23 protein-coding genes are annotated in these 24,409 nt (G+C 62.0%); 8 read left to right on the forward strand and 15 right to left on the reverse strand.

Annotated features, from left to right (window positions below):
• Positions 1 to 135: 135 nt before the first annotated feature.
• On the forward strand, positions 136 to 990 hold the full coding sequence (locus HWX76_RS01465; RefSeq protein ID WP_176015402.1) for a formyltransferase family protein: 855 nt from the start codon (positions 136 to 138) through the stop codon (positions 988 to 990).
• Positions 991 to 1,146: 156 nt separating this feature from the next.
• On the opposite strand, the gene HWX76_RS01470 is transcribed toward HWX76_RS01465, so the two are convergent.
• Entirely contained in the window at positions 1,147 to 2,256 is a 1,110-nt protein-coding gene (locus HWX76_RS01470; protein ID WP_176015403.1) for a hypothetical protein, read from the reverse strand.
• Between the two features lie 154 nt (positions 2,257 to 2,410).
• Positions 2,411 to 2,899, reverse strand: coding sequence for an HrpB1 family type III secretion system apparatus protein (locus HWX76_RS01475; RefSeq protein ID WP_050011181.1), 489 nt, complete (start codon positions 2,897 to 2,899; stop codon positions 2,411 to 2,413).
• Positions 2,900 to 3,467: 568 nt separating this feature from the next.
• Between HWX76_RS01475 and HWX76_RS01480 the strand changes: the two genes are divergently transcribed.
• Positions 3,468 to 3,683, forward strand: a complete 216-nt coding sequence (locus tag HWX76_RS01480; RefSeq protein ID WP_060733617.1) for a hypothetical protein — start codon at positions 3,468 to 3,470, stop codon at positions 3,681 to 3,683.
• Between the two features lie 73 nt (positions 3,684 to 3,756).
• Here HWX76_RS01480 and HWX76_RS01485 read toward each other — a convergent pair whose 3' ends face one another.
• From HWX76_RS01485 to HWX76_RS01495, 3 genes are read right to left on the reverse strand one after another with little or no spacing between them, the layout of a single operon-like run.
• Entirely contained in the window at positions 3,757 to 3,969 is a 213-nt protein-coding gene (locus HWX76_RS01485) for a hypothetical protein (protein ID WP_234745145.1), read from the reverse strand.
• A 58-nt stretch (positions 3,970 to 4,027) separates the two neighbouring features.
• Positions 4,028 to 5,266, reverse strand: a complete 1,239-nt coding sequence (locus tag HWX76_RS01490; RefSeq protein ID WP_124638687.1) for a CaiB/BaiF CoA-transferase family protein — start codon at positions 5,264 to 5,266, stop codon at positions 4,028 to 4,030.
• A 6-nt stretch (positions 5,267 to 5,272) separates the two neighbouring features.
• On the reverse strand, positions 5,273 to 6,460 hold the full coding sequence (locus HWX76_RS01495; RefSeq protein ID WP_050011184.1) for an acyl-CoA dehydrogenase: 1,188 nt from the start codon (positions 6,458 to 6,460) through the stop codon (positions 5,273 to 5,275).
• Between the two features lie 130 nt (positions 6,461 to 6,590).
• On the opposite strand from HWX76_RS01495, the gene HWX76_RS01500 reads away from it, so the two are divergent.
• A complete protein-coding gene (locus tag HWX76_RS01500; RefSeq protein WP_050011185.1) occupies positions 6,591 to 7,541 on the forward strand; it encodes a LysR substrate-binding domain-containing protein in 951 nt (316 codons plus the stop codon).
• A gap of 88 nt (positions 7,542 to 7,629) precedes the next feature.
• Here HWX76_RS01500 and HWX76_RS01505 read toward each other — a convergent pair whose 3' ends face one another.
• The 4 genes from HWX76_RS01505 to HWX76_RS01520 form a co-directional block, all read right to left on the reverse strand.
• Positions 7,630 to 8,223: a malonic semialdehyde reductase gene (locus HWX76_RS01505; RefSeq protein WP_050011388.1), complete on the reverse strand. Its 594-nt coding sequence runs from the start codon at positions 8,221 to 8,223 to the stop codon at positions 7,630 to 7,632.
• Between the two features lie 44 nt (positions 8,224 to 8,267).
• Complete coding sequence (locus HWX76_RS01510; protein ID WP_124660031.1) at positions 8,268 to 8,804, reverse strand: cupin domain-containing protein; 537 nt, start codon at positions 8,802 to 8,804, stop codon at positions 8,268 to 8,270.
• Between the two features lie 80 nt (positions 8,805 to 8,884).
• Positions 8,885 to 9,994 (reverse strand): alcohol dehydrogenase catalytic domain-containing protein, encoded by a 1,110-nt coding sequence (locus tag HWX76_RS01515; RefSeq protein WP_050011187.1) that lies wholly within the window; start codon positions 9,992 to 9,994, stop codon positions 8,885 to 8,887.
• A 136-nt stretch (positions 9,995 to 10,130) separates the two neighbouring features.
• Positions 10,131 to 10,712 carry an amino acid synthesis family protein gene (locus HWX76_RS01520; protein WP_124638684.1) on the reverse strand — a complete coding sequence of 194 codons (582 nt, stop codon included), beginning with the start codon at positions 10,710 to 10,712 and terminating at the stop codon, positions 10,131 to 10,133.
• A gap of 120 nt (positions 10,713 to 10,832) precedes the next feature.
• On the opposite strand from HWX76_RS01520, the gene HWX76_RS01525 reads away from it, so the two are divergent.
• From HWX76_RS01525 to HWX76_RS01545, 5 genes are all read left to right on the forward strand, one after another.
• Positions 10,833 to 11,687 carry a fumarylacetoacetate hydrolase family protein gene (locus HWX76_RS01525; RefSeq protein ID WP_124638683.1) on the forward strand — a complete coding sequence of 285 codons (855 nt, stop codon included), beginning with the start codon at positions 10,833 to 10,835 and terminating at the stop codon, positions 11,685 to 11,687.
• A gap of 28 nt (positions 11,688 to 11,715) precedes the next feature.
• On the forward strand, positions 11,716 to 12,279 hold the full coding sequence (locus HWX76_RS01530) for a VOC family protein (RefSeq protein ID WP_050011190.1): 564 nt from the start codon (positions 11,716 to 11,718) through the stop codon (positions 12,277 to 12,279).
• Positions 12,280 to 12,356: 77 nt separating this feature from the next.
• On the forward strand, positions 12,357 to 13,790 hold the full coding sequence (locus tag HWX76_RS01535; protein WP_176015515.1) for an aldehyde dehydrogenase family protein: 1,434 nt from the start codon (positions 12,357 to 12,359) through the stop codon (positions 13,788 to 13,790).
• A gap of 90 nt (positions 13,791 to 13,880) precedes the next feature.
• Positions 13,881 to 15,494: a bifunctional 3-(3-hydroxy-phenyl)propionate/3-hydroxycinnamic acid hydroxylase gene (locus HWX76_RS01540; RefSeq protein WP_176015404.1), complete on the forward strand. Its 1,614-nt coding sequence runs from the start codon at positions 13,881 to 13,883 to the stop codon at positions 15,492 to 15,494.
• A gap of 146 nt (positions 15,495 to 15,640) precedes the next feature.
• Positions 15,641 to 16,336 (forward strand): GntR family transcriptional regulator, encoded by a 696-nt coding sequence (locus tag HWX76_RS01545; RefSeq protein WP_050011193.1) that lies wholly within the window; start codon positions 15,641 to 15,643, stop codon positions 16,334 to 16,336.
• 80 nt (positions 16,337 to 16,416) lie between these two features.
• Here HWX76_RS01545 and HWX76_RS01550 read toward each other — a convergent pair whose 3' ends face one another.
• The 6 genes from HWX76_RS01550 to HWX76_RS01575 all read right to left on the reverse strand — a co-directional run bounded on the left by HWX76_RS01550 (position 16,417) and on the right by HWX76_RS01575 (position 24,027).
• A complete protein-coding gene (locus tag HWX76_RS01550) occupies positions 16,417 to 17,547 on the reverse strand; it encodes a porin (RefSeq protein ID WP_080334124.1) in 1,131 nt (376 codons plus the stop codon).
• 456 nt (positions 17,548 to 18,003) lie between these two features.
• Positions 18,004 to 19,431: an MFS transporter gene (locus HWX76_RS01555; protein ID WP_176015405.1), complete on the reverse strand. Its 1,428-nt coding sequence runs from the start codon at positions 19,429 to 19,431 to the stop codon at positions 18,004 to 18,006.
• A gap of 51 nt (positions 19,432 to 19,482) precedes the next feature.
• On the reverse strand, positions 19,483 to 20,679 hold the full coding sequence (locus tag HWX76_RS01560) for a cytochrome P450 (protein ID WP_176015406.1): 1,197 nt from the start codon (positions 20,677 to 20,679) through the stop codon (positions 19,483 to 19,485).
• Positions 20,680 to 20,689: 10 nt separating this feature from the next.
• Positions 20,690 to 21,145: a flavodoxin domain-containing protein gene (locus HWX76_RS01565; protein ID WP_050011195.1), complete on the reverse strand. Its 456-nt coding sequence runs from the start codon at positions 21,143 to 21,145 to the stop codon at positions 20,690 to 20,692.
• A 24-nt stretch (positions 21,146 to 21,169) separates the two neighbouring features.
• Positions 21,170 to 22,423: a hypothetical protein gene (locus tag HWX76_RS01570; RefSeq protein WP_063772873.1), complete on the reverse strand. Its 1,254-nt coding sequence runs from the start codon at positions 22,421 to 22,423 to the stop codon at positions 21,170 to 21,172.
• 104 nt (positions 22,424 to 22,527) lie between these two features.
• Positions 22,528 to 24,027, reverse strand: a complete 1,500-nt coding sequence (locus HWX76_RS01575; protein ID WP_050011197.1) for an APC family permease — start codon at positions 24,025 to 24,027, stop codon at positions 22,528 to 22,530.
• Positions 24,028 to 24,409 lie beyond the last annotated feature (382 nt).

Genomic DNA, 24,409 nt, shown 5'->3' on the forward strand with positions numbered 1-24,409 from the left:
TTGCCGGTTCGCGGCGCTCGACGAAACTTCGGAATGCGCGGGCTGTCCTCCACCGTGCGCGCTTACCGTGAAGCGGGGTGGCCGTCATCGCCGTCCATGCCGCCATGACCTTCACTGCGAAAGGGAGAACCGATCATGCGATTCGCGTTCGCCGGCTTCGATCGCTGGCGCGTCGTCTTCGACGCGTTCGTGGCCGCCGGCTGGGAGCCCGTGGCGCTCTACTCGATTCCGGTCGACAACCGGCTCGACTTCAATAGCGAACTCGTCGAGTGCGCGGACAAGCTGCGCATTCCGGTGCAACTGTCACGCATCGACGAAGACGATCTGCGCTGGCTCGCCGAACGGCAATGCGAGGCGCTGATCGTGGCCGGCTACAACTGGAAGATTCCGGCGTGGCAACCCTATCTGCGCCATGCGGCGAACTTTCATCCGTCACCGCTGCCCGACGGGCGCGGCCCGTACCCGGCCATGCGCGCCATCCTCGAGGGGCGGCGCGAGTGGGGCATCAGTTGCCACCGAATCGATGCCGATTTCGATACCGGGGACATCATCGATTCCGAATGCTTTCCGCTCGATGCCGACGAATGGCACGAGACGCTGCAGCTGAAGCTGCTGATGGCCGCCCGTCGGCTGGCCACGCGCGTGGCCCGCGACTTCGATCGGCTCTGGAACGAACGGCGTCCGCAAGGCGCGGGCAGCTACTGGCCGCGCGTTGCCGATGCCGAGCGCACGATCGATTTCGCGCGGCCCGTGGCCGAGGTGATGCGCGTCGTGCGGGCCTGCGGGAACGTCGAATCGATCGCGCCGCTCTTCGGCACGACCGTCCACGTGCGGCGCGCCACCGCGTGGCAGGAAGCACACACGTACGAGCCCGGGCAGATCGTGCATCAGTACCGGCGCTGGGTCGTGGTCGCCGCGCAGGACGGCTTCGTCGCGTTGCTCGAATGGAGCCCGCTGAACGCGTCCCTTCGTCAGCAGATGGGGGGCTGAATCCTGACATCGGTTGCGCCGGTAAACAACGAAGCGGCCGCGCTGCGGTGTTTCGCAGCGCGGCCGCCGATTGTCGTCGATTGTCGCTTCCTGCAGCCCCCGATCGGTGGCCGCTCGGGTCGCCGATCGGGATGATCGCCGGAACGGCCGGCGACGTTACTTCGTGCTGACGCCGGCGATCGTACCCGTGTGAATGCCGGTGATGTTCTCGAAGGCGACCGCGGCGCGCGTCTTGCCCGGCGTCAGCACGTTCGCGCCGCCCAGCGCATCCGACAGCGCCTTGCTCGCGTCGTGGCTGATCTTGCCGCCGCCATGCGCGTTCGCCGTCTGCTGCAGTTGTGCGCCGATCGCCGCCGCATCCGACTGGCTCAGCTTGCCCGACTTCACCGCGTTGGCGAGCGTCTTCGCCGCGGCATTGCCGTCGCCGTGCGACAACGCGCTTTCCATGGCCTGGAAGTCGGCGCCATCCTGCGCGTTGAAGTTGGCCAGCGCCTTGCCTTCATCGGCCATCTGCAGCGGCTTGCCGTCCTTCAAGAGGTCGCCCGTACCGGGCGTGAAGCCTGCCGTCGCGCCCGTCGTCGGCAGCGTATTGGTGTTCGCCGGAAAACCGCCCGTGCCGGGCAAGCCGCCGGTCGTCCCCGGCTGCGCCGCCGCGCCACCCGCGCCACCCGTTGCGTTGCCCGCCGCGCCGAGTCCGCCTTGAGCCGCCCATTGGAAATTGCCGACCGCGGACTTGCCGTCGGTGCCCGCCACGTCGTGCGTGTCGATCTGCTGGTAGGCACTCGGGTTCGCGAGCATGGTCTGCGCCGCTTGCTGCACCGTGGGCGGCGTGCCGCCGTCGGCGTTCGTCGCGAGTTTGTACATCGTGTTCGGGTCCGACGCGTTGATGCCATGCTGCCCCATGTACGAGGCCAGCACGCCCGCCGCGTTTTGCACCGTCATCCCCCCGGTGCCGCCCGGCATGGCGCCTGCGCCCCCCATGCCGCCGGGCGCCGCTCCCACACCACCGGGCGTTGCCCCCATACCGCCGGGCATTGCGCCCGCGCCGCCACCGGGCATGCCGCCGGCGCCGCCCGCACCGCCCGGCATGCCGCCGGCCTGCCCGTTCTGCCCGCTCTGCATCTGCTTGAGCAACTGGCTGATGAGGCCGATGAGATCCTTGAGCACGTCCTGCGTCGAGCCCGTCGAGGCACCGTTGGTCAGCCGTTGCAGGTAGCTCGCCGGATCGGTGGGGTAGGTGGTCATATTCGGAACGTTCAGATTCATGATGTTTTCTTCCTGTCGGGTAAGTGTTTGCGTGACCGTGGGTACTACGAAGCAAAGTCAGTCTAGGTTGCTGTCGCTGCTACAAGCGCACCGATGCGAAGGCTGCAATCGAAATGCGAATCGCCCGGCGCGCGGAAAACGTGAAAACGGATGCTCATGCGCGGACCCACGTCATCGACGCGGAGAATCCGCCGTTGTCGGCCGGCACGCCGTGCGTGCTCGCCGGTGCGTCGGTGGACGCAGGCGCTTGAACGCCGACGTCGAGCTTGGCGGCACGCTCGAGCAGACGCGCGCCGATCTTCGCGCCCTCGATGCTTTCGCGCTGGTCGGCCGCGCTGAGCGCATAGCTGTGCCACAGCGGGTCTTCGAGGCCGAACAGACACACCGCCATCAGTGCGGTATGAAGCCCCGAGCGCTTCGCTTCGGTGTCGTCGTCTTCGAGCACGCGGCGCGCGTCGCCCCATGCCTGGCGCCGGACGTAGCGCCACGCGGCGACCGTCCCCGCCCCGGGCCACCTGGGCCAAAGCACGCGGATCGCTTCGAGGAGATCCTCGAAGTCGGCTTCGTCGTCGAGCTGCGAAGCCGTCCACAGCACCTTGGTTAGGCCGCCGGCAATCTCGTCCCTGCATCCTGTGTAAGTCACGATGTCCTCGTCTGCTGGAGTGCTGCAATCAAAAAGCGCACGGCGGCGCCGCGCACAGCCGTGCCGCGCTTGCTGCCGGCTCGTGCGGTGGACGTCCCCTGGCGGTTAGTCTCTTGTATCGGGTCGGCTTTCGCCGACGCGATGCGAACGGAACGATCGGGATGCGAAGCGAGCACGGAGAAGAAAACCGACCGCGGCGATGGGATCGATCGGTGCGATAGGCCGGATCGTTCGCCGTGTATCGAAACGCGGAGGATTTGCTCGATGCTCGGCGTCGAAGAAGGCCCGCCATCGGGCGATACACCCCGGCCATCGGCCAGGCTGTGCCCGTCGAATCGCCACCGGCGACCGATGCAACGTCCGCAGGCAGTCGGCTCCTGAAATGGAGCGATCACCACGGACAGGAGGCGCAGTCCATGATGTCAGGATGAGCAAGTGCAGAACGCTCGCAGCCCGCCGGGGCCGTTGCTTCAGTTCACGGATGAACGCTGGCGGTTCTTTCCAAGGAAGCGCTGGATGATTGCTTGACGTGCGAACGCTGCTTCGAGCGTGGCAACACAAGCTGTAGATGATCGACGTACCGCGCCGGATTCGCGCCGGCGCGATGGCCCAAGACCATTTCGGCGTCGAGTATTGCGTTGATACGGCCGCGTACGCGACGGGCGGTTTCTGGCTTCTTCGTCCATATCGCTTGGAGCCGCAGAAGCCGCCGGAATGCGCGCAAAGCCATGACTGGCGGAAGGCAGCCGATTCCAACCACCGCTTGGACAGGGCCGGCAGGTAAGACTCCCGCGATCGCAAATGGCTTCCTGCCCACGATCCTACCCATATTCGGCGCGGCGGCAATCCAACTCATACTAAAGTGCGCCAAGGCCAAGCTCTTCCGATTCATACTTGGCGGATCGGATCGCCTCATAGAAGCTCGATTCGATCGCGACTTCCTTCCGGTCGACATGAACGACCCACGCGTTGAACATGAAGCGCCAGCGGATGCGCCGCTCTTCGAGCATCGCCGCAAACCATCTCCATACCGAAGCATCGTCCGCGTTCGCGGTAGCCGCGGCAACCATTCGTGCCTCGCAGATTGCCTCCCAGCCCAGTGAAGGATCGCATATCGAAATCATGATGTCAGATGATTTTTCGCTCGTGCAATGCGTCGATCTCTTCTTCTCTCAGTCCCAGCCATGCGCCCAGGATCTCATCGGTCTGTTCGCCGAGCCGCGGCGGCGGACGAAGATACTGGACCGGCGAATCGGACATTCGGATCGGATTCGCCACGAGCGGCACGCTGCCGGCCGATGCATGCGGCATCTCGATACGAATGCCGCGCGCCTTGACCTGTTCGTCCGCGAATACCCGGTCGAGCCCATTGATCGGGCCGCACGGCACGCCCGCCTCCTCCATCGCGATGACCCACTCGTCGGTCGACCGGCACGTGGTCACTGCGCCAATCAGCGCGACCAGTTCGTCGCGATGCTGTACGCGTAAAGGATTCGTCGAGAAACGTGCATCGCTCGCCCATTGCGGCTGACCGAGCACCGCACAGAGACTGGTGAACTGGCTGTCATTGCCGACCGCGATGATCATGTGGCCATCGGCCGTCGGAAAGTCCTGGTATGGCACGATGTTCGGATGTGCGTTTCCCATCCGCCGCGGCACGATGCCGCCGACCAGGTAATTGGCGGCCTGGTTCGCGAGCGCGGCGATCTGCACGTCGAGCAGCGCCAGATCGATGTGTTGTCCGCGCCCCGTGCGCTCACGATGGGCAACGGCGGCCAGCACGGCAACCGTCGCATACAGCCCCGTCATCACGTCGGTCAGCGCGACGCCGACCTTCACCGGGCCGGCACCTTCCGTGCCGTCGGCGCGCCCCGTCACGCTCATCAGGCCGCCCATCCCTTGTATCAGGAAGTCGTAACCGGCACGTGACGCATACGGGCCCGTCTGCCCGAACCCGGTAATCGAGCAGTAGATCAGGCGCGGGTTCTCGGCGCCGAGCGTCGCGTAATCCAGCCCGTACTGCGCAAGGCCACCGGCCTTGAAATTCTCGAGCACGATATCGGCCTGCCGCGCGAGTTGCCGAACCAGCGACTGACCGTCCGGCCGGCTCAGATCGACCGCGATCGAGCGTTTGTTGCGATTGGCGCTCAGGTAGTACGCCGATTCGCCCGTCGACTGTCCGTCTTCGTCGAGGAGCCACGGCGGGCCCCACGCCCGCGTGTCGTCGCCCGTCCGGGGCCGCTCGACCTTGACGACATCGGCGCCGAGATCGGCGAGAAGCTGGCCTGCCCACGGCCCGGCCAGCACCCGCGACAGATCGAGTACGCGGAGGCCGGCCAATGCGCCTTGCTGTGCGATCGTTTCCATGGCGGCTCAGAATGCGGCAATGCCGGTGATCGCCCGGCCGAGGATCAGCGCGTGGATGTCGTGCGTACCCTCATACGTGTTCACGACTTCAAGATTCACGAGGTGCCGTGCGATGCCGAATTCGTCGCTGATCCCGTTTCCGCCCAGCATGTCCCGCGCGACCCGCGCAATGTCGAGCGCCTTGCCGCATGAATTGCGCTTCATGATCGACGTGATCTCGACGGCCGCCGTGCCTTCGTCCTTCATCCGGCCGAGCCTCAGGCAACCTTGCAGACCGAGCGCGATCTCGGTCTGCATGTCGGCAAGCTTCTTCTGGATCAGTTGATTCGCGGCAAGCGGCCGGCCGAACTGTTTGCGATCGAGCACGTACTGCCGAGCGCGATGCCAGCAATCCTCGGCAGCGCCGAGCGCGCCCCACGCGATACCGTAGCGCGCGCTGTTCAGGCAGGTGAACGGCCCCTTGAGACCGCGGACTTCCGGAAACGCGTTCTCTTCCGGGCAGAACACGTCGTCCATCACGATCTCGCCGGTGATCGACGCGCGCAGCCCGACCTTGCCGTGAATCGCCGGCGCCGACAAACCCTTCCAGCCCTTCTCCAGCACGAAGCCGCGAATCGCGCCTTCGTCGTCCTTCGCCCAGACGACGAAGACGTCGGCGATCGGGCTGTTCGTGATCCACATCTTGCTGCCTGTCAGGCGATAGCCGCCGTCGACCTTTCGCGCGCGCGCCGCCATGCCGCCGGGATCGGAACCGTGATTCGGCTCGGTGAGCCCGAAGCAGCCGACCAGTTCCCCCGATGCCAGCTTGGGCAGGTATTTCTGGCGGATCGCTTCATTACCGAATGCATGAATCGGCACCATCACGAGCGACGATTGCACGCTCATCATCGAGCGATAGCCGGAATCCACACGTTCGACCTCGCGCGCGACGAGGCCATAGCTGACGTAGTTGCTCCCCGCGCCGCCATAGGTGTCCGGAATCGTGATGCCGAGCAGGCCGAGTTCGCCCAGCTCGCGGAAGATCGCCCGATCGGTCTCCTCGCGACGAAAAGCATCCAGCACGCGCGGTGCGAGCCGCTCCTGACAGTATGCGTTCGCGGAATCGCGCACCATGCGCTCCTCTTCGTCGAGCTGCTGGTCGATCAGCAGCGGGTCGTCCCATTGAAACGAATTCGATTTGTGTGCATTGGTCATTTGTTGATCGCCCGCGTGAAGGTGTTACGCCAACTTTATTCGCCACGTAGCGCCAAAACAAACGATTTGTTTGCACCGACATGTGCAAAAATATCACTCGTTAATTTCATTACTCACCTGGACACGCATCATGCGCCGCACGATCCCCTCCACAACGGCCTTGTCCGCATTCGAGTCCGCCGCTCGCCACCAGAGCTTCACAAAAGCGGCGGACGAGCTCGCCGTCACGCAAAGTGCGATCTGTCGTCAGATCGGTGTGCTCGAGGAATTTCTCGGCGTGAAGCTGTTTCGGCGCACCCGACGCGGCGTGACACTGACCGAAGCCGGTGCGGCGTACAGCCGCCGTGTGGCATCGAGACTCGATCAGATCGAATACGACGCGCTGGAGATGATGGCGACGGGCGGCAAAGGCGGTACCCTGGAGCTCGCGGCCGTGCCGACCTTCGCAACCCGTTGGCTGCTGCCGCGCATGCCGGCGTTCATCGATACGCATCCGGACATCGCCGTCAATCTGACCGCCATGCCGCGTCCGTTCATGTTCGATGCGACAGGGTTCGACGCGTCGCTCCACGCAGGCCCCGCGCCGTGGCCCGGTACGGCCGGCGATTTGCTGATGCAGGAAAGCGTGATCGCGGTCGCCAGCCCGAAGCTGGTCGCGTCGCGCACCCAGCCGACCCAGGCGGACTGGCGGCGCTATCGGTTGCTGCAGCAAAGTACGCGGCCGTACGCATGGCGCGAGTGGTTCGCGGCGCAAGGACTCGAAATGGAAGGCGACCTGTCCGGACCGCGTTATGAACTGTTCTCGATGCTTGCGGAAGCGGCGTCGAGCGGAATCGGAATCGCACTGATTCCTCGCCTGCTCGTCGAGGACGAACTATCGAGAGGGACGCTGGTTCAGGTCGGTCGCTACGAACATCCGACCGGGAATGCGTACTTCCTGATCTACCCGGAAGCCAAGGCGGAAAGCTCGACGCTGGCGGCGTTTCGGGAATGGCTGAGCGGCGAAGCGCGACGATACAACGAGAACATTGCGCACATGGCTCAATCACGCGGTGCTCGGCATCACCGGCGCGCACAGTGACTGCATCTGATCGAAACAGCGTTTCGCAAGTGTGCGCCTCAGCTGAAGCGTATGGGCGGCGAACCGGCTTCGTCGCCGCGCCTATAACCTACAGAACCTCGCAAGCGTCGTCGAAATCGAGCCGCGGGCTGCGGGGAAACAGGCCGTCCGGATCGCCATACCCGAGGCAGCAAAGAAAGTTCACGCGCAGTGCCGTCCCGTCGAAGAACAACTGATCGACCCTGGCCGCGTCGAACCCCGAGAGCGGCCCGCAGTCGAGACCGAGCGTGCGCGCCGCCATGATGAAATAGCCACCCTGCAGCGAGCTGTTGCGAAAGCATGTATCTCGCGCCAGCTCCGGTTGCTCGATGAACATCTTCCCTGCACCCGGCCGATGCGGAAACAGCTTGTCGAGCTGCGTGTAGAACGCCACATCCTGCGCAATGATCGCAACGACCGGCGCGGTACGCACTTTCTCGACGTTCCCCGTAAAAACAGCCGACAACAACTTTTCGCGCGCCAGCAGCGACCGCACGAACACGACGCGCATCGGCGAGCAGTTCATGCTCGTCGGGCCCCATCGGGTCAGTTCGTACAGGTCACGCAGCACCGCATCGGGCACCGCTCGGTCCAACCACGCGTTCTGGCTGCGTGCGTCGGTAAATAGCTGCTGGCGCGCGCGGGTATCGAGCGGCTCGCTCATTCCGTTTTCCTCCAGATCGACCATCGAAAGGCCATGCGCGCGCATCACGTGCGCGTCGCACCGACCATGAAGAACGCCACGATCGCCGGGCTGTTCCCCTTGTTGCGCCATGCGTGGCGCGTGCCGTTCTGCACGACGACATCCATTGGCCCGAGCCGGGTCGCCTCCCCGTCATCGAGCTCCAGCCAGATCTCTCCCGACAGCACGATCGCATAGTCGACCGTTTCGGTCGCATGCATGCCTGGATGGTCAGGCTCGAACGTCGCTGCAAGATCCGGCATGCGCGCGACACATTCGTTTGCCGCTGCTGCCGGATCGAACTGCGGAGCCGCCATGACCTGATCCGGCGGAAAGGTGACGACCAGGAGACTGGTCGCGCCGGCCGGCGGAATCAGGGTGTCTTTTCCGACCGTCGGATCGGCCGTCGTCGCCATCGACGGAGATGCCGCGGTCGTCCACACCTGTGCGAATGCATGTCCGGGAATGGAGTCGAACAGGACAGTCCGGGGTGTCGGGCCATCGGAAATCACGACAGACCGGCCGTGCGGATCACGGCCGGTCACCACGCGTCGAATGTGCATGAGTTGCCTCGCTGTAAGGAAACGCTTTCGGCCGACGACACCCCGGCGCCGATGTGACGCGGAAGTGTCGCCGATGTGCTTTACGGACAGATCACGTAGTTGCTGAAGCCGCCATTGCGATTCTCGATCCCGCCCAGCGCGACATTGATGTCCTCCAGCTTGAACGTGCAGTGTTCGAAGACCGACAGGTCGACGACGCCGGATTCGACCATGTCCGCCATTTCCTGTCCTTGCCCGGCCGTGAACCACGCGGAGCCGCTCAGGCGCTGGTCGTTGTCCATCATGTAGTGAAGATTTACCGGCACGTCGCCGGCAACCGCGCCGACATTGACGAGATGGCCGCCACGGCGCAGCGTCTTAAGCGATTCTTGCAGCGTCGTATGCGGTGCGCCCGGTCCGAGCGCATCAATCACCGCATCGACACCTTCCCCGCGCGTGATGCGCGCCGCCCATGCGTCGACCGGCTCGTCATCGAGCGCCAGAATCTCGATGCGATCCGGCGCAATCGCCTTCACGCGCTGAAGCAACTCTTTGTTGCGTGCGGTACCGAGAATCTTCCGCGCGCCAAGTGCGAGCCCGAACAGTGCAACCCCGATACCGAGCGTCCCGCTGATGCCGTTGATCAGGATCGTGCTGCTCGGCCCGACTTCCGCCTTCTTCAGCGCACGATAGGCGGTGCCGAGATAGCCGAACCGCGCCGCGGTCTCATGGCTCAGGTTGTCGGGTATCTTGACCAGGCTGTATTGCGGCGCGGTCATGAACTCGCACAGCCCGCCGTACGGATAGTCGTCGAAGATGGCCTGCGATCGCTGGCTGAACCCGAAATAGCCGTTGAATGTGTAGTACGGACAGGCCGTGGTATCACCCGAGCGGCACGCGCGGCAACCGCCGCAATAGCGCGCCGGATTCACATAGACGCGGTCCCCCACGTTGAACGCATGGACCTGACTGCCAACCTCCTCGATCACGCCCGTCGCGTCGAGACCGAAAATCGCCGGCAGCCGGGGCAGCGGCAGGTGGGGAAACCATTTCTGCCAGTTGCTCAGCACGTTGCCGAGGTTGGGCACGATCCCGCAAGCCTTGACTCTCACCAGCACGTCGGTCGGCCGCGGCGACGGCACCGGGATGTCCTCCACCACCATCGGTGCGCCGACATCGTGCATACGTGCTGCTCGCATCATCTTCGTCATGTCTGTCTCCGGTCTATCACTCTTCGTGTATTCGCCACACACACAGTCACTGGCCCGGCCATCTACCCGCGACACGGACCACGCTCAATGCATGATATCAATTTTTATGCACAAAAACACAGATTCCGCCTGAACTTCATCGCAGGCCGTCGAGACCCTTGACGTCCGACGCCGCGAGGCCGCCCAGTCGCGCGTGCACGCGCCCGCCCGTCGCCATCGCGAGTGCGAACGCGATCTCGTTGCGGCGCGGGCCATCCCAGACGGTTAGCTCGCACGTGCCATAGTGACTGCGGACATAAGACGCCTGAATATGGCCCAGCGGAACCATCAGGCGCGTGCCGACGCCGCCGATCGTCTTGGCCGACGGCACCATTGCTTTCGGCTGGCCCAGCGATTCCCGCATCGCCCAGCCGCCGGCTTCATGCCATACGGCGCCATGCTCGAGTTCGCCATCCTCGCCGACGATCGCGCCCTTTCCGTACGCCTGGACGTTCTCCGCGCCGCCGAGCAGCGCCACGAGGCGCGACGAGAGGTCATGCCCGAGTTCGCGCAGCGCCTGCATGAACGGCAGCAGGTCGGGCTCGTACCGCCCCGCATACGGATTCGCGACGACGGCGGTCGCGACCGCAACCCGCAGCGGCTCGCTCACGCGCTCTCCCCCTTCGTGCCAGACCTCCTCCACATCGAGCTTGATCTTTCTGACATTGACCAGCGGCATCTTTCTGCTCCACGGAAATTGTTCGGATCGCCGGGAGCCAGTTTGTGCTCCCGTGCTTGCATTATATCCATTCCGATGTAATATGCATAAAAACATGCTTTATGCCCAAACGGAGGAGCAATGAAACTCGTGTCGTATCGCCGGGCCGGCAAGGCCGCTTTCGGTGCAATCAAGGAACAAGGGATCGTCGATCTCGCGTCGCGCATGCCGGCGCTGGCCGATCTCGCTTCACTGCTCGCGGATGACGCGGCGCTGGACGAAGCACGCCGGCTCGTCGCCGCGGCCGCGACCGCGGATTTCCCGTCGGCCGATGTCGAGCTCGAGCCGGTCATTCCACGCCCGAACAAGATCATCTGCGTCGGCATCAACTATGTCGCGCACGCAGCGGAAGCCGGGCGCACGGTCGGCAAGTACCCTGTCATCTTCCATCGTTACGCGGAAACCCTGTTGCCGCACGGTGCGCCGCTGATTCGTCCGACCATTTCAGACAATTTCGATTTCGAGGCCGAACTCGCGGTCGTCATCGGCCGCGGCGGTTCGCATATCGCACCGGAAGACGCGATGAGCCACGTTGCCGGCTATACGTGCTTCAACGACGCCAGCGTCCGTGATTGGCAGTTCCATACGCACCAGTACGGGATGGGCAAGAATTTCCGCGGCACCGGCGCGCTCGGCCCGTGGCTCGTCACGGCCGACGAAATTCCGGACTACCGCGAACTCTCGGTACACGGTCTGTTGAATGGCGAACAGATGCAGATCGGCAAGCTGTCCGAACTCGCCTTCGACATTCCGGCCCTGATCGCATACGTATCGCAGGCGCTCGACTGGCAGCCGGGCGACATCCTCGCGACCGGCACCCCGAGTGGGATCGGCTTCAAGCGCCAGCCGCCGGTATTCCTGAAGCCCGGTGACACCTTCGACGTGGTGATTCCGGGAATCGGCACGCTGTCGAACCCGGTGGCCGACGAAGCGTGAGCGATACTCGAACAATCAGGAGACGATCATGGCGGCACTGCCGAAAATTCAGTTCACTCACTGCGGCATCTTCTGCAGCGACCTCGACCGGATGGTCGACTATTACCGCAAGGCACTCGGGTTCGTGATCAGCGACAAGGGTGTCGCGTCGACCGGACACAATCTGTACTTCATGACGCAGGATCCGGAAATCCATCATCAGCTCGTGTTGTTCGATGGAAAGCCCACCGACCTCCCCTTCAACCCGGTCAACCAGCTTTCCTTCCTGCTCGATTCGCTGGACGATCTGCGCACGTATTACCAACGCGCGAAACGTGCGGGCGTCGCCGGTATCGAGCAAGTCGATCACGGCAACGCGTGGTCGATCTATTTCAAGGATCCTGAAGGCAATCCGATCGAACTCTACGTCGACAGCCCGTTCTTCACCGCGCAGCCTTGTCGCGAGCCGCTCGATCTCGATCTCCCGAGCGCTGAAGTCCTGAGACGGACGGAAGCGATGTGCCAGCGCCGCCCGGGCTTCCTGACGCGCGACGCATGGATCGCGGCAATGCGCGACCGCATCGCCGCCCAACGCACCGCATTCGACGAATAGACATACCAATCCGTAGCGTCCGCCGCATTCGACGGCAGGCGGACGCCACCCTGCGAAACTGGGGGAGATCACTGGTCATGAAGTGCAATCTGATCGGCGAGTCGTGGCGCACCGGCGCCACTTCACGCCGCAACATCAATCCGTCCGATCTCGACGACGCAATCGGCGACTATGCGTACGCGGATGTCGAGCAGGCACACGAGGCAATCGACGCCGCTTGCGACGCTCAACGCGGCTGGCGGAACAACGGCATCCAGGCCAGAGCGAATGCACTCGACGCGATCGGCAGCGAATTGCTCTCGCGGCAGACGGAACTCGGTACGCTGCTATCGCGTGAAGAAGGCAAGACGCTTGCCGAGGGCATTGCCGAAGTCGCGCGTGCCGGGCAGATATTCAAGTTCCACGCCGCCGAAGCGGTGCGCTCGGGCGGCGAGTCCCTGCCGTCGGTCAGACCGCTCGTCGACGTCAATATCACGCGCGAGCCGGTCGGTGTCGTCGGCATCATCACGCCGTGGAACTTCCCGATGGCCATTCCGGCCTGGAAGATCGCGCCGGCACTGGCGCACGGCAACAGCGTCGTCTTCAAGCCGGCGGACCTCGTCCCGGGATCCGCGTGGGCGCTCGCGGACATCATCCACCGCAGCGGCATTCCGCCCGGCACATTCAATCTCGTGATGGGGCGCGGCAGTGTCGTCGGCAACGCGATGGTCGCCTCGCCGAACATCCACGCGATCTCGTTCACCGGATCGGTCGATACCGGGCGGAACCTGCTGCTGCAGGGCGCGCGCCAGTTCAAGCGGATGCAGCTCGAGATGGGTGGCAAGAATCCGCTCGTCATCCTGGACGACGCGGACCTCGACGTCGCCGTCGACTGTGCGATACAGGGCGCCTATTACTCGACCGGGCAGCGCTGCACCGCATCGTCCCGTTTCATCGTGCAGAAAGGCATTTACACGCGCTTCGTCAACCGTGTTGCGGAGGCGCTCGGGCAACTCCGCGTCGGGCATGCGCTCGACGCCGACACGCAAATCGGACCCGTTGTCGACAGCGAGCAACTGCGACTGGATGAAGCGTACGTGGAAATCGGCCGGAATGAAGGGGCGACGCTGATCTGCGGCGGTACGACCGTCGTCCGCAGCACACGAGGCCATTTTCTGACGCCGGCGCTGTTCTCCGATGCGGCACCGACGATGCGCATCGCGCGCGAGGAGATCTTCGGCCCGATCGCGTGCGCTATCCCGGCGAAGGATTACGACGAGGCGCTGGAGATCGCGAACGCCAGCGAGTTCGGATTGTCAGCCGGCATCTGTACGACGTCTCTGAAACATGCGACGCATTTCAGGCAACACATGCGCAGCGGGATGGTGATGGTCAACGTGCCCACCGCGGGGGTCGACTATCACGTGCCGTTCGGTGGCACGAAGTCGTCGAGCTACGGCCCGCGCGAGCAAGGCCGATACGCCGCCGAATTCTTCACGACCGTCAAGACCGCCTACACGAAGGCATACTGAGATCAGTCGGGCGACGGTCCGGTGGACCCGCCCGCACCGCCGGGCGAACGTGGTCGGCTCTGGCGGAACGAATATGAACATGGAGGAGATGTGGACTTCGATTTGATCATTGTCGGTCTCGGCCCGGTCGGTGCAGTCGCCGCCAACCTGGCCGGTCAGGCCGGCCTGCGCACGCTGGTCGTCGACAAGTCGCCTACTGTCTACGACAAGCCACGGGCAATGGGATTCGACCAGGAAATCATGCGAATCCTGGCCAACCTCGGGATCGCAGACAGGATCGCGCAATACGTGATGCCGTACCGCCCGTCCGAATACCGGACGACCGACACGCGGGTGATCCGCCGCATCGACGCGGCAGCCCCGCCGTACCAGCTCGGCTGGGCACCGAACTACGTGTTCATGCAGCCGCAAATCGAAGGGATCCTGCGCGACAATCTCGCCGGCTACCCGTCGGTCAGAGTCGAGCTCGGTGCGGAAGCGACCGCGGTCGAATCGCACGACGATGCCGCATCCGTGACAATCGCGCTGGCGTCGGGCGAGCAACGCACGTTCACCGCAGGCCATGTGCTGGCCTGCGATGGAGGAACGAGCCCGATCCGTACGCGGCTCGGCCTGGACATGGAGGATCTCGACTTCGACGAGCCGTGGCTCGTCGTCGACGTGATGCTCAAAGACGGTGCCGGCGAGAGCCTGCCGGCAACCAACGTGCAGTATTGCGAGATCGCGCGCCCGTCGACGTTCGTCGTCGGCCCCGGCCGCTGCCGTCGCTGGGAGTTCATGATCAACGCAGACGAGACGCCTGCCGAGGCCTGCCGGCCCGAGTTCGTGAAAAAGCTGATTTCGCGCTGGCTCGCAGACGACGAATACGAGATCTGGCGTGCATCCGCCTACCGGTTTCACGCGCTCGTGCTGCGCCGCTGGCGGGCCGGGCGGATATTCTTCCTCGGCGACGCGGCGCACATGACACCGCCATTCCTCGCGCAGGGAATGTGTCAAGGCATCCGGGATGCGTCCAATCTCGTCTGGAAGCTCGCGATGGTTACGCGTGGCAAGGCCGGTACGGCACTGCTCGACAGTTACCAGGCTGAACGGTTGCCGCACGTCAAGCGCACGACACTCGTAACGAAGGAACTGGGCAAGCTGATCTGTGAACGCGATCCGGTCGCGGCCAGCGCGCGCGACGAGCGCTTGCATGCGGAGATGGCCGCCAATCCGCAGGGAATGGTCCGGCAATCGTTGATCCCGGGATTGAGCGACGGCTTTCTGTCCGCTTCGAGCGACGGGCCACGCGGGCTGCTGTTTCCGCAACCACGCGTGCGGACGTCCACCGGCGACGAGCGCCTGCTCGACGACGTGACCGGCGCGACCTTCCGGCTCGCGGTGGACGCACGTACTGATGTCGCGACCGTCGCGCAACTTCGGCAGGCATGCGATCGCCTGCAGTATCCGGCGATCCGGTTCGTCTCGATCGGGCCCGACGCGCTCACGCCCGATGCCTCGCCGGATACGTATCAGGACGTCAGTGGCGTGCTGACCGGCTGGATGGCTCAACACGATTGCCGTGTGGTTCTCGCCCGCCCCGATCACTATGTGTACGGTGGTTGCCGTGAGCTGCAGGAAGCGCTTGCGCTGCTCGACGAGCTCGTGGCCGCGCTAGCGACCAACGGCTCGCAAGCACTTGAGGCGCCGGCAACGAGCCCTTGATCCGGAACGCGCATCATGTAACAGCCTTCAGCGCTCGGTGCTTTGCCCGAGCGCTTTTTTTGTTCGACGAGCCTTTCGAGTCAATCTTGCATAGAAGCGCGCTTTGCGCATAAAATTACCGCATTGACAATCCGGAATGCCACGCCATGGATTCGACACCTGCCTCCAATGGTGCCCCGCTCATCGATGTTGCTTTCGCACGGATGAAAACCTCGATCATCCGGTGTGAACTGGAGCCAGGCACGCGCCTGAAAGTCGAAAGTCTGTCGAAGATCTACGGTCTCAGCAGTTCACCGATTCGCGAAGCACTGAACCGCCTCGCGCAGGACGGAATCGTGCAGGCGACCGAGAATCGCGGCTTCTGGGTTGCACCGATCAGTATCGACGACTTCAAGGACATCACGCGCCTGCGCATCCTGCTTGAACACGAAGCGCTAATGGATTCCATCGAGCATGGCGACGACGACTGGGAAGTTGCCGTGCTGACGGCGTTCCATCGGCTGAGCCTCGCCGAAAAGCGGATGGGTACCGGCCCGGTGGCCCTCGACGACGACTGGTCGGAGCGCCATCGCGCCTACCATATGGCGCTGCTGTCCGCGACGCCGAGCCCGCTGCTGCTGAACATGGTCGGATCGCTGTTCGACCGCGCCGAACGCTATCGGCGCTACTCGGCGCTCCATCGGACGGAGGAACGCCACAAGGGCGCGGAACACGAGGCGCTGATGAAAGCGGCGATCGGGCGGGAAAAGGACAAGGCAGCGAAATTGCTGCGCAAGCATATCGAAGGGACGTTGACGCGTGTTGCCGCCGCACTGGAACGGCAATTGGCATCGGTACAGTAAGTCGAGCGCAGTATCCGATACTGCCGCGCGCGGATGAATTCCATTGCGACGACGACGCGCGCCGCCGTCGCAAGAACCAATCAGAACATCGTTTGCATGCCGATCCGGCCGATGAACTGCGAGCGATTGCTCGACGGGCCGAACGTCCCGTTGATCGACGCATTCGCCCCCCCGTTCGTCAGCTGATACATCGATTGCAGATAGACGGCCGTCCGCTTCGACAGATGGTACTTCGCAACGGCCCCCCATTGATGGGCGTGATTGCGGTCGACAACCTCATTCCCCCACATGTAGGTATAGGCGAGGCTCGTCGAGAACACCGGCGTGAACTGATACAGTGCGCCGACCTCCGCCGCGTTGACAACCGCGCCGTTGTGCGTATTGCGCGTGTCAGTGAACAGCGCCGTCAGCAGCAGTTTGTCGCCGCGATATTTCGCGCCGAGCCCGTAGTTCCTGATGCTGTCACCGAGCAATGACGCATAACGCACGTCCGTATAGGCCGCGCCGAATGCAAACGCGCCGGCACTGTAGCTGGCACCGAAGCTTTCCGCGCTGTTTTGGCGGAAATCCCCGGCCACGCCGCCGAATGCGTACATTCCGCCGAACCGGAATCCTCCCAGCAAAGGACTCGTGTACTTGACCGCGTTGCCAAGAGGCGTGTCGCCGTTCATGCGGTCGAAGTCGAACGCCTCGTTCGGTGGAGAATCGGGAATGCCGAGCTTCGCAAACGGACCATCCCGGAAGCCGTAGAATCCGCCGCCGTACATCGCCATATCGGCCCCGACATCGGCGAACAGCGTGTCGACCATGAAGTCGTACTGGCGTCCGAGCGTGAGCTTGCCGAAGCGCGCGTTATCGAGGCCGACCCATGCATTGCGCGCGAAAAGCCCGGTTCCGGTACCGCTCCCGTTGCTCTTCTGAGCGACGAGATTGCCCTGCAGCGTGAACTGCGTCACCAGTTGGAACACCGCACGGGTGCCGCCACCGAGATCCTCGGTCCCGCGAAATCCCAGCAGGTTGGGCAACGCGATGCCGTCGTCGAGCCGCCATGCAGGGTGGCCCGAGGTATTGCTGATGTATGACACACCTGCATCGAGCAAGCCCCAGAGCGTCACGCTGCTTTGCCCATAGGCACACGATACCGGGCCCAGACCCGCGGTCGCGCAGGCAATTGACGTAATGACCCACCTTTTCACCGTCGTCTCCTCCATACCGTTTACGAAGTCGCCAATGTGCACAAGAAATGCCTAAGATGATTTTTTGTGCATATTTATATTCTTTGCGCACACTCTACACGGCTTTGCAAGACGCAAAACTCCGTGTTTACGCGTGAGTGCGCTGCAGCATGAAGACGCACGCCGATGTCGAAGCTGCAGCTACTCCACACGCTGCGGCGGTCGCTACGTGGCACGTAAATGAAGTTGCAAAGGGTCAGCGATCAGCATCCGGGGGACGAAGGCCGAGAAGCGAGGCTTCGCTTCGAACCGTGATGGTCTTTCAACGCTGCACTTTCATAACGGTCACGATGGCGGCGAGTTCGTATTCCCCGATCGCGGCAAGTACGTCCTCGCGGTTGCGGTGGGGACACCATGTCGCACGACCCCATCAACTCCAGACCGCGATCTGAAGCGGGAAATGGTTAGGCGAATCGTTGGATTGGATGGCGATTATTCAGAGACTGGCGGGCTATCTCGGCGTGACGAGCCAGGATGTTGGCCGACTACGGTTCTACCCGTAGCAGGCAAAAACGCCCGCTGCCCGCACGATGGGGCCTTCAGTGTGCATAGGGTCACCAACCCGAGCACGGAGGAAATACACCCGATAGAGAAATCTGCTCGTATGCCCATATGATCGACGATCAGCCCTCCCACGGCGGCCCCAATCGCGATGGCGACTTGAACAACGCAAATGAAGAGCGCCGAACCGACTTCGGGGCAGTCAGCGGCATCGTGCTGAGTCCAGATGCTGAAGCACAACGGGATTGCACCGAACGCTACGCCCCAGAGCGACAATGCTGCGGCCTCGCCGATTCGCGCATGATCCAGTACCACCATCAGCAACAATGCGAAGAACAGCAGAGCCGTCGCGATCGCGGTGGCGACTTTCACGTGGCCATCCATCACCGCCGAAAGCGTCACGTTCGACATGAAGCCGACAATACCAAACACCATCAGCAGGCTTGAAATCTCCGATACCGAAAAGTCCTCTCCGAGACGAGGTTCCAGGTACGTATAGGCGGAAAAATGCGCGCCGAATACGAACGCCACCATCATCAGACTCAGACGCACGTGCGGCCGGCGCAGCAGCGAAATGAAGTCCTGAACGCCCACGGTGGTTTCAGCTGTCAGCTTCGGCACGAAGGCGACCTGCGCAAAGAGCGCTACCGTTGCGAGGACACCGGTCGCAACGAACGATTCCCGCCAGGACGCGAGCGTAGCGATCAGGGTCCCGAGCGGCACACCAATGACAGTAGCCGATGCAACCCCGCCCAGGATGCATGCGATCGCACGCGCCGTATCCCGGGCTTGCACCATGCGCCCCGCCGCCGCGGTCGCGAGCGTCCAGAACCCTCCCAATGCGATCCCCAACAGTGCCCTGCCGGCAAGCATCGTCGTGAAGTTCGTCGAGTACGCACTGACGAAGCTTGAGCACGTCAGCAATCCGGTTAATATTAAAAGTATGTACCTGCGATCCCATTTTCCAGCAACAACCACCGAGGTCGGCGCGGCCAAGGCAGCCATCACGCCGGGCAAAGTCATCATCAAGCCTGCCGTCCCGGACGTGACATGCAGATCCAGAGCGATGTGCGCCAGAAGGCCGACCGGTAGAAATTCGCAAGTGACGAACGCAAATGCGCTGACCGCGACGGCAAATACGGCGAACCATTGATGTCGTGAGGTTGGGACATCGCCGGGAAACTTACCGGACGAGCGGCTTTTGGAAGGCATGCTATCGGAGCGCGGATGTGGAATGATGGAAGCAACGGACGATACGGTCGACAGCGTGCGCATGACGACACCGGGCGGGTCGCCGATAGCGGAATGAAGGGAGCGCCCCGAGCAGTTGTTGCTCGCGAGACGCTCCTTGAGCGCCAATCCGGAATACCCCGATCAGCAAGCATCCCCCGATTCGCGCCCTTGGTCGCTTCAGGAAAAGCGCAACGGCAAAGTCAAATAGTTGCGAATGCGATCGTCGTGCTGAACCGCGGGAGAGCCGGCGAGCTCCACGCGTGAATAGCGTTCCGCTATGGCTGACAAGATCACCTCGATCTCGACGCGGCTGATCAATTGCCCCGCGCAGCTGTGTGTTCCGATGCCGAACGACAGCATCTGGCTTTCACGCATCGAACGAGTATGGTCGAATGTGTTCGGATCCTCGAACACATCAGGATCCCGATTGACTGCCGCCGTCATGAAGCGAATGACGCTATTTTCCGGGATCACCGTGCCTCTGATCGTAACCGCAGCCTTGTTGTACCGAGTGAAGGACATCTCTGGCGGATACAGGCGCAGGAATTCGTTGATCATCGCCTGGCGGCTTTCTCGATCGGCTTTGTAGAGGTCGAAGAGTTCAGGCTCGCGCGTGAAATGCTCCAACGTCGACGCGAGTACGTAAGCCGGATTAGGTGCACCGGAGAAGAAAAAATTGACCATGGCCTGGACGACTTCAGCCTCGGATAGTTCGCCTCGCGCTTGTGCCTCGATTAGTGCGTCCGCAAGACCGTTGCCAGGATTTCGGCGCTTCTCGGCAACAAACGCGTTGCACCGGTCGAACAGATACTTGAAGCCCTCTACCGCATCGTCCAGCTGCGCCTTCGTTGAAGCCGGAGACTGAGCCATGACAATACGCAATCCGTTCTCTATCACACCTTCGATGTCGTCTTCCGGTATGTCGAAGATGCGGCACATCGTGACGTGCGTGGGTACGACACAAATAGTGTGATGGGCCTCGACAATGCCATCTTGCGCGATATTGTCCAGCGCGTCGCTCACAAGCGCCTTTGTATGCTTCGCCCACTCCGCGACCATCTTCGGCGTGAACCACTTGTTGAAGTGCCGCCGCAATAGCGTCTGCCGTGGCGGGTCGTAGAACAGCACACTTTCCTTGAACACGTGCCACGGATGGGGTTTCACCCAGTTCGGCTCCTCCATGCTCATCGCTGGATGCTTGGCAAACTCCACATAGTCGGAATACTTCGAGACGACGAACTCACGTTCGCTAATCCGATACACCGGTGCCTCGCGTTGCAATCGCTCATACCACGGATACGGGTTGTCGCGAAACGCGAGGTCCGCCCACGGAAGGTAAGGATCGTTCATGAAATCGCCCGTTTGATTTTTCATCGAAACCCCCTTATTTGCCCAAAATCGAAAGGATGCCCTGGGACCATGCCACCGCCATCTGGTTTGCAGGCATGCCTTTCGATGCATTGTGTCGTCCCGTTTCGCCAATTTGCGTGGCGCCGCACGAAGCGAGCATCTCAGTCAATAGATCGATTGCACGGTTGTAATTCTCGTAGCTGGAATCCCCGAGCCCAAACGCGGCAAATCTCATCGAAGCCAGATCGGGACGCTTCGCGATGAGCGCGCGATAGAACGGCTCGGTCGTCTCCGGCATATCGCCCTCGCCGTACGTAGAAGTAACAACGATCGCGAAACTGACAGCCTCCAGTTCGTCCACGGCTTGATCCGCCATCGATTTGACGACGCTCGGCATATCTTTTTCGGCGAAGCACATCGCAATATCATCGGCAACCATCTCTGCGTTACCGCTCTCCGTGCCAAACAGAATCAGAATTGATGCATTCATTTCTTTTTGCTCATATTTAGACGATTACCCCACGCTCACGATCTGCCTTGCCACTTCCAGCAGGCGCCTGCGATCTGCAATTTTCTTGCGGAGCCTGTTCGGCCCCGCCGCATCCCGTTCATACCGGTCCACCTCCAGCCAGCCGGCGTAATTCACGAAATCGGCTGGAAACTGGTCTCCGAGCGCGGCCAGTCCAGGCCGGCCGATCGGCAGCGCTCCGTCTTGCACCATCGCAACGATCTGCGCGGCCACGGCTTGTGCGTCTCTGCGATTCGCGGCAACCCCGCCCTTTCCGCCGTTCTTCGCCCAACCGACCTCGAATACATTGAACGAACGCCACGGCCCGCATCGCGCGCCGATATCGCCGACCTCGTTCGTAAAACCAATCGCAGTAACGATCGTGTCGACGTGAAAACTCACGATACCTTCCGCTTTCGAGTGTCCGCGCAAAACGCTTTTCGTCAGCAGTGCGTCGACCTGCACCGGCGTGCATTCGAAGTGGAAAACAATTTCCACCAGCGGTTTGGCATATACGATGCGCCTCGCGGCATTCCGCAGCACTTGTGCCTTTTCGCTCTGATCGTCGTCCGAAAGACCCGATGCAGATACCTTTACATGTCCCAGATCACAAAGTTCACGCAGCATGGCAAGGTCAAATTTCGCGTCGCCTGCGCTGGATCTTCCGACAAGATGAATCCGCTCGAGATGATTCGAGCGAAGCATCGATAGCCGCTCGTCGTCGATATCGGAGTTATCGAATTGCTCGATGCGTTTGGCCAGCAACCGGGCAACGTCTATGGCGACGTTCCCGTGCCCGACAATCGCCAACGATTCACCCAAGGAGCAAAATCGCCCTCTGTCATGGGGCAACCGAGGCTCGGGATAGCCGTTCAGCGCCCGCAGTATTTCGCCTGCCCCAACGACGTTTGCTTTCGGGTGTTGTGGAACCGGAAGTACCGAATCCGTTGCCAAACCAGTCGCGAGCGCCACAATGTCGAAACTCTCTGTCAATCGCTCAAACGACAGGTCTTTTCCGATAGTTACATTCCCGAAAAAATTGACCCCATCGCGTCTAAACAGACGATCGAACTGCATCGCCACGGATTTCGAACCCTGATGATCGGCCGCGATGCCGTAACGCAACAGACCGAATGGTACCGGCTCCGATTCAAACACCGACACTGCAGAATCCGGCCAAACCTTTATCAACGATTGAGCCAGGTAGCACCCGGACGGTCCGCTTCCCACAACGGCAATGGATGGATTAATGATGCGCATGAACGTACCTGGACTGGTCTCTTGAAACGGAGATGAATCGGATGCCGAGTTGCTTCGCGACTGAAGCCGAAGCTATCGAGATTCACATCCGAAGCATGGATATGTCATTGCGTGACGGCGAGAACGGCCTCGTCGTCCGTGCCACCATCTCGCGGCTCGACGTCACGATTGCGCCCCAACCGCCGGAACACTTCCGGCTTGGCCTTCCTGAAATAAACGGCCAATGCCATCCCGAAAATCTGCACTGCGCACAGGCTATAGAGCATCCACGTGCTTTGGCCCGGTTCGCCGCCAACGAGAAGCTCGAAGTGCTTGCCAACGAGGACGACGAGCGCAACAAACAGGACTGCGGAGATGCCGGGCGCAACACACGCTTTGAAAACGCCTGCACCGATGAACCGCCCCTCGCGGAAATACCAGACGAGACATGAAACATTCACGACGGTCATAAGGATCAGTCCTCCTGCGGTACCGACGCCAGACAGTCGACCGTAAAGCAATTCCGGTTGGGCCCCGGTCACGATGAACGGCAGAAGAACAAGCAGCGTCAGCGTCGAAACCGTAACGGACGAGCGGTGCGGTGACAAATGCTTCGGATGGATCGCACTCAGGTACTGCGGAAATGCGCCGTCGATGCCGAGGTTGTGAAGATAACGCGTCAGCACGTTATGAATGGACAAGCTGGACGCAAACGCCGAGGTCAAAACCAGGATCGCGACCGGCGTGCGCATCCGCGCACTGACGAACTTGTCGAAGGCATTCTGAAACATGGTGGCGGGCGATTGCGTTGCGACGGAGATCACGTCGTGTCCATACACGCGAATCAGTGCATATGCGCAGAACGTATACAACAGACCGATGAAGATAACCGCACCATAAGTTGCTCGCGGAATGGTTCTATCCGGGTCGCGCACCTCATCACGGAACAATGCTGTCGCCTCGAACCCCATAAAGAAAGAGACGGCAAACAGCATGGCAAACGGGCTGTTCGCGTTGAACAATCCGGATGGGGAAAAAATGGCGTTCGGCGGCAAGTCGCTCGGGGGATTGCTGCCAATAACTCCAGTGCAGAACGCGATGCAAACGATGACTTCGGCGACCATTACCCAAGTCAGGAACTTCGCGGATACTTCGATGTGCAGATATCCGAAAATCGCGATGGCAAGCCAGCATGCGAGCGTAAAGTAGTACCAGGGGAATGCCCATCCCGTGAGCGTCCGCTGCAGATCAGCGGACGCAACGCCAAAATACGCCGGAACACCGGCAAGGATGATGAAGTACGTAATCGTGGCGAGCATTCCGGCTCCAAGCCCGGCACTCCTGCCCAATCCATGCGTGATGAATGCGTAGAAGTCGCCTGGTCGCTTCGCAGCATGGTTGAGTGTCAGATACCCCAGCGAGAACAGCATCAGCAGAACCATCGTCGCGATGAAGATGGTAGGGCTGGCTGCACCGCCATACATCAACGCGACCGGCACATATCCCGATACGGTCGTGAGAGGGGCCGAAAAAGCCAGAACGCTCAGCGCAAGCCCAAAGGCGCCCATGTTCCCGGTAAGTTTATTTCCCTTCTCTGCAATCGCCATGTAACCGCTTGTCTTCATTCGAGCCACCTCTTTTCTGTACGCGGTTCTCTCGGTATCGCACTGTGATGCGTGTACCGCAGAACCCGTTGACTTGGTAGTCGAACTATATTCAGCGAATTTCTGGCCAACATCCTCCGAAAGTATCTATGCGTCGCTTCAAGATGGAGCGCCGATCGCGCGTGGTGCGCCATGCACGACCAACGTGCAATGACGCGCTTCCAGATCGTGCTTCTACCTCTACGGCACCCTGGCACTTGGCCGGATTCGTCGCCACCGTCGCCATATACGGGAGCGTGTGACCCGCCAGTCGCCTTGGCTCGGTTCTTGCATCCAATCGTCGAACATCGCGCTAGCAGCCTTTTCGCGTAGGCCGCCAGCGTTCCAGCCTCCGTCAGACAGG

The organism is Burkholderia sp. BCC0398 (genome assembly GCF_902833245.1).
GTDB lineage: Bacteria > Pseudomonadota > Gammaproteobacteria > Burkholderiales > Burkholderiaceae > Burkholderia > Burkholderia sola.

Coding starts and splice junctions, on each gene's coding strand:
- HWX76_RS01485 (WP_234745145.1), bottom strand. CDS start 3,969: ATGGTTGCCGCGGCTACCGCGAACGCGGACGATGCTTCGGTATGGAGA.
- HWX76_RS01515 (WP_050011187.1), bottom strand. CDS start 9,994: ATGACGAAGATGATGCGAGCAGCACGTATGCACGATGTCGGCGCACCG.
- HWX76_RS01570 (WP_063772873.1), bottom strand. CDS start 22,423: ATGCGCATCATTAATCCATCCATTGCCGTTGTGGGAAGCGGACCGTCC.
- HWX76_RS01480 (WP_060733617.1), top strand. CDS start 3,468: ATGATCGACGTACCGCGCCGGATTCGCGCCGGCGCGATGGCCCAAGAC.
- HWX76_RS01520 (WP_124638684.1), bottom strand. CDS start 10,712: ATGCCGCTGGTCAATGTCAGAAAGATCAAGCTCGATGTGGAGGAGGTC.
- HWX76_RS01525 (WP_124638683.1), top strand. CDS start 10,833: ATGAAACTCGTGTCGTATCGCCGGGCCGGCAAGGCCGCTTTCGGTGCA.
- HWX76_RS01510 (WP_124660031.1), bottom strand. CDS start 8,804: ATGCACATTCGACGCGTGGTGACCGGCCGTGATCCGCACGGCCGGTCT.
- HWX76_RS01560 (WP_176015406.1), bottom strand. CDS start 20,679: ATGAAAAATCAAACGGGCGATTTCATGAACGATCCTTACCTTCCGTGG.
- HWX76_RS01545 (WP_050011193.1), top strand. CDS start 15,641: ATGGATTCGACACCTGCCTCCAATGGTGCCCCGCTCATCGATGTTGCT.
- HWX76_RS01575 (WP_050011197.1), bottom strand. CDS start 24,027: ATGAAGACAAGCGGTTACATGGCGATTGCAGAGAAGGGAAATAAACTT.
- HWX76_RS01495 (WP_050011184.1), bottom strand. CDS start 6,460: ATGACCAATGCACACAAATCGAATTCGTTTCAATGGGACGACCCGCTG.
- HWX76_RS01535 (WP_176015515.1), top strand. CDS start 12,357: ATGAAGTGCAATCTGATCGGCGAGTCGTGGCGCACCGGCGCCACTTCA.
- HWX76_RS01505 (WP_050011388.1), bottom strand. CDS start 8,223: ATGAGCGAGCCGCTCGATACCCGCGCGCGCCAGCAGCTATTTACCGAC.
- HWX76_RS01490 (WP_124638687.1), bottom strand. CDS start 5,266: ATGGAAACGATCGCACAGCAAGGCGCATTGGCCGGCCTCCGCGTACTC.
- HWX76_RS01465 (WP_176015402.1), top strand. CDS start 136: ATGCGATTCGCGTTCGCCGGCTTCGATCGCTGGCGCGTCGTCTTCGAC.
- HWX76_RS01565 (WP_050011195.1), bottom strand. CDS start 21,145: ATGAATGCATCAATTCTGATTCTGTTTGGCACGGAGAGCGGTAACGCA.
- HWX76_RS01550 (WP_080334124.1), bottom strand. CDS start 17,547: ATGGAGGAGACGACGGTGAAAAGGTGGGTCATTACGTCAATTGCCTGC.
- HWX76_RS01470 (WP_176015403.1), bottom strand. CDS start 2,256: ATGAATCTGAACGTTCCGAATATGACCACCTACCCCACCGATCCGGCG.
- HWX76_RS01500 (WP_050011185.1), top strand. CDS start 6,591: ATGCGCCGCACGATCCCCTCCACAACGGCCTTGTCCGCATTCGAGTCC.
- HWX76_RS01530 (WP_050011190.1), top strand. CDS start 11,716: ATGGCGGCACTGCCGAAAATTCAGTTCACTCACTGCGGCATCTTCTGC.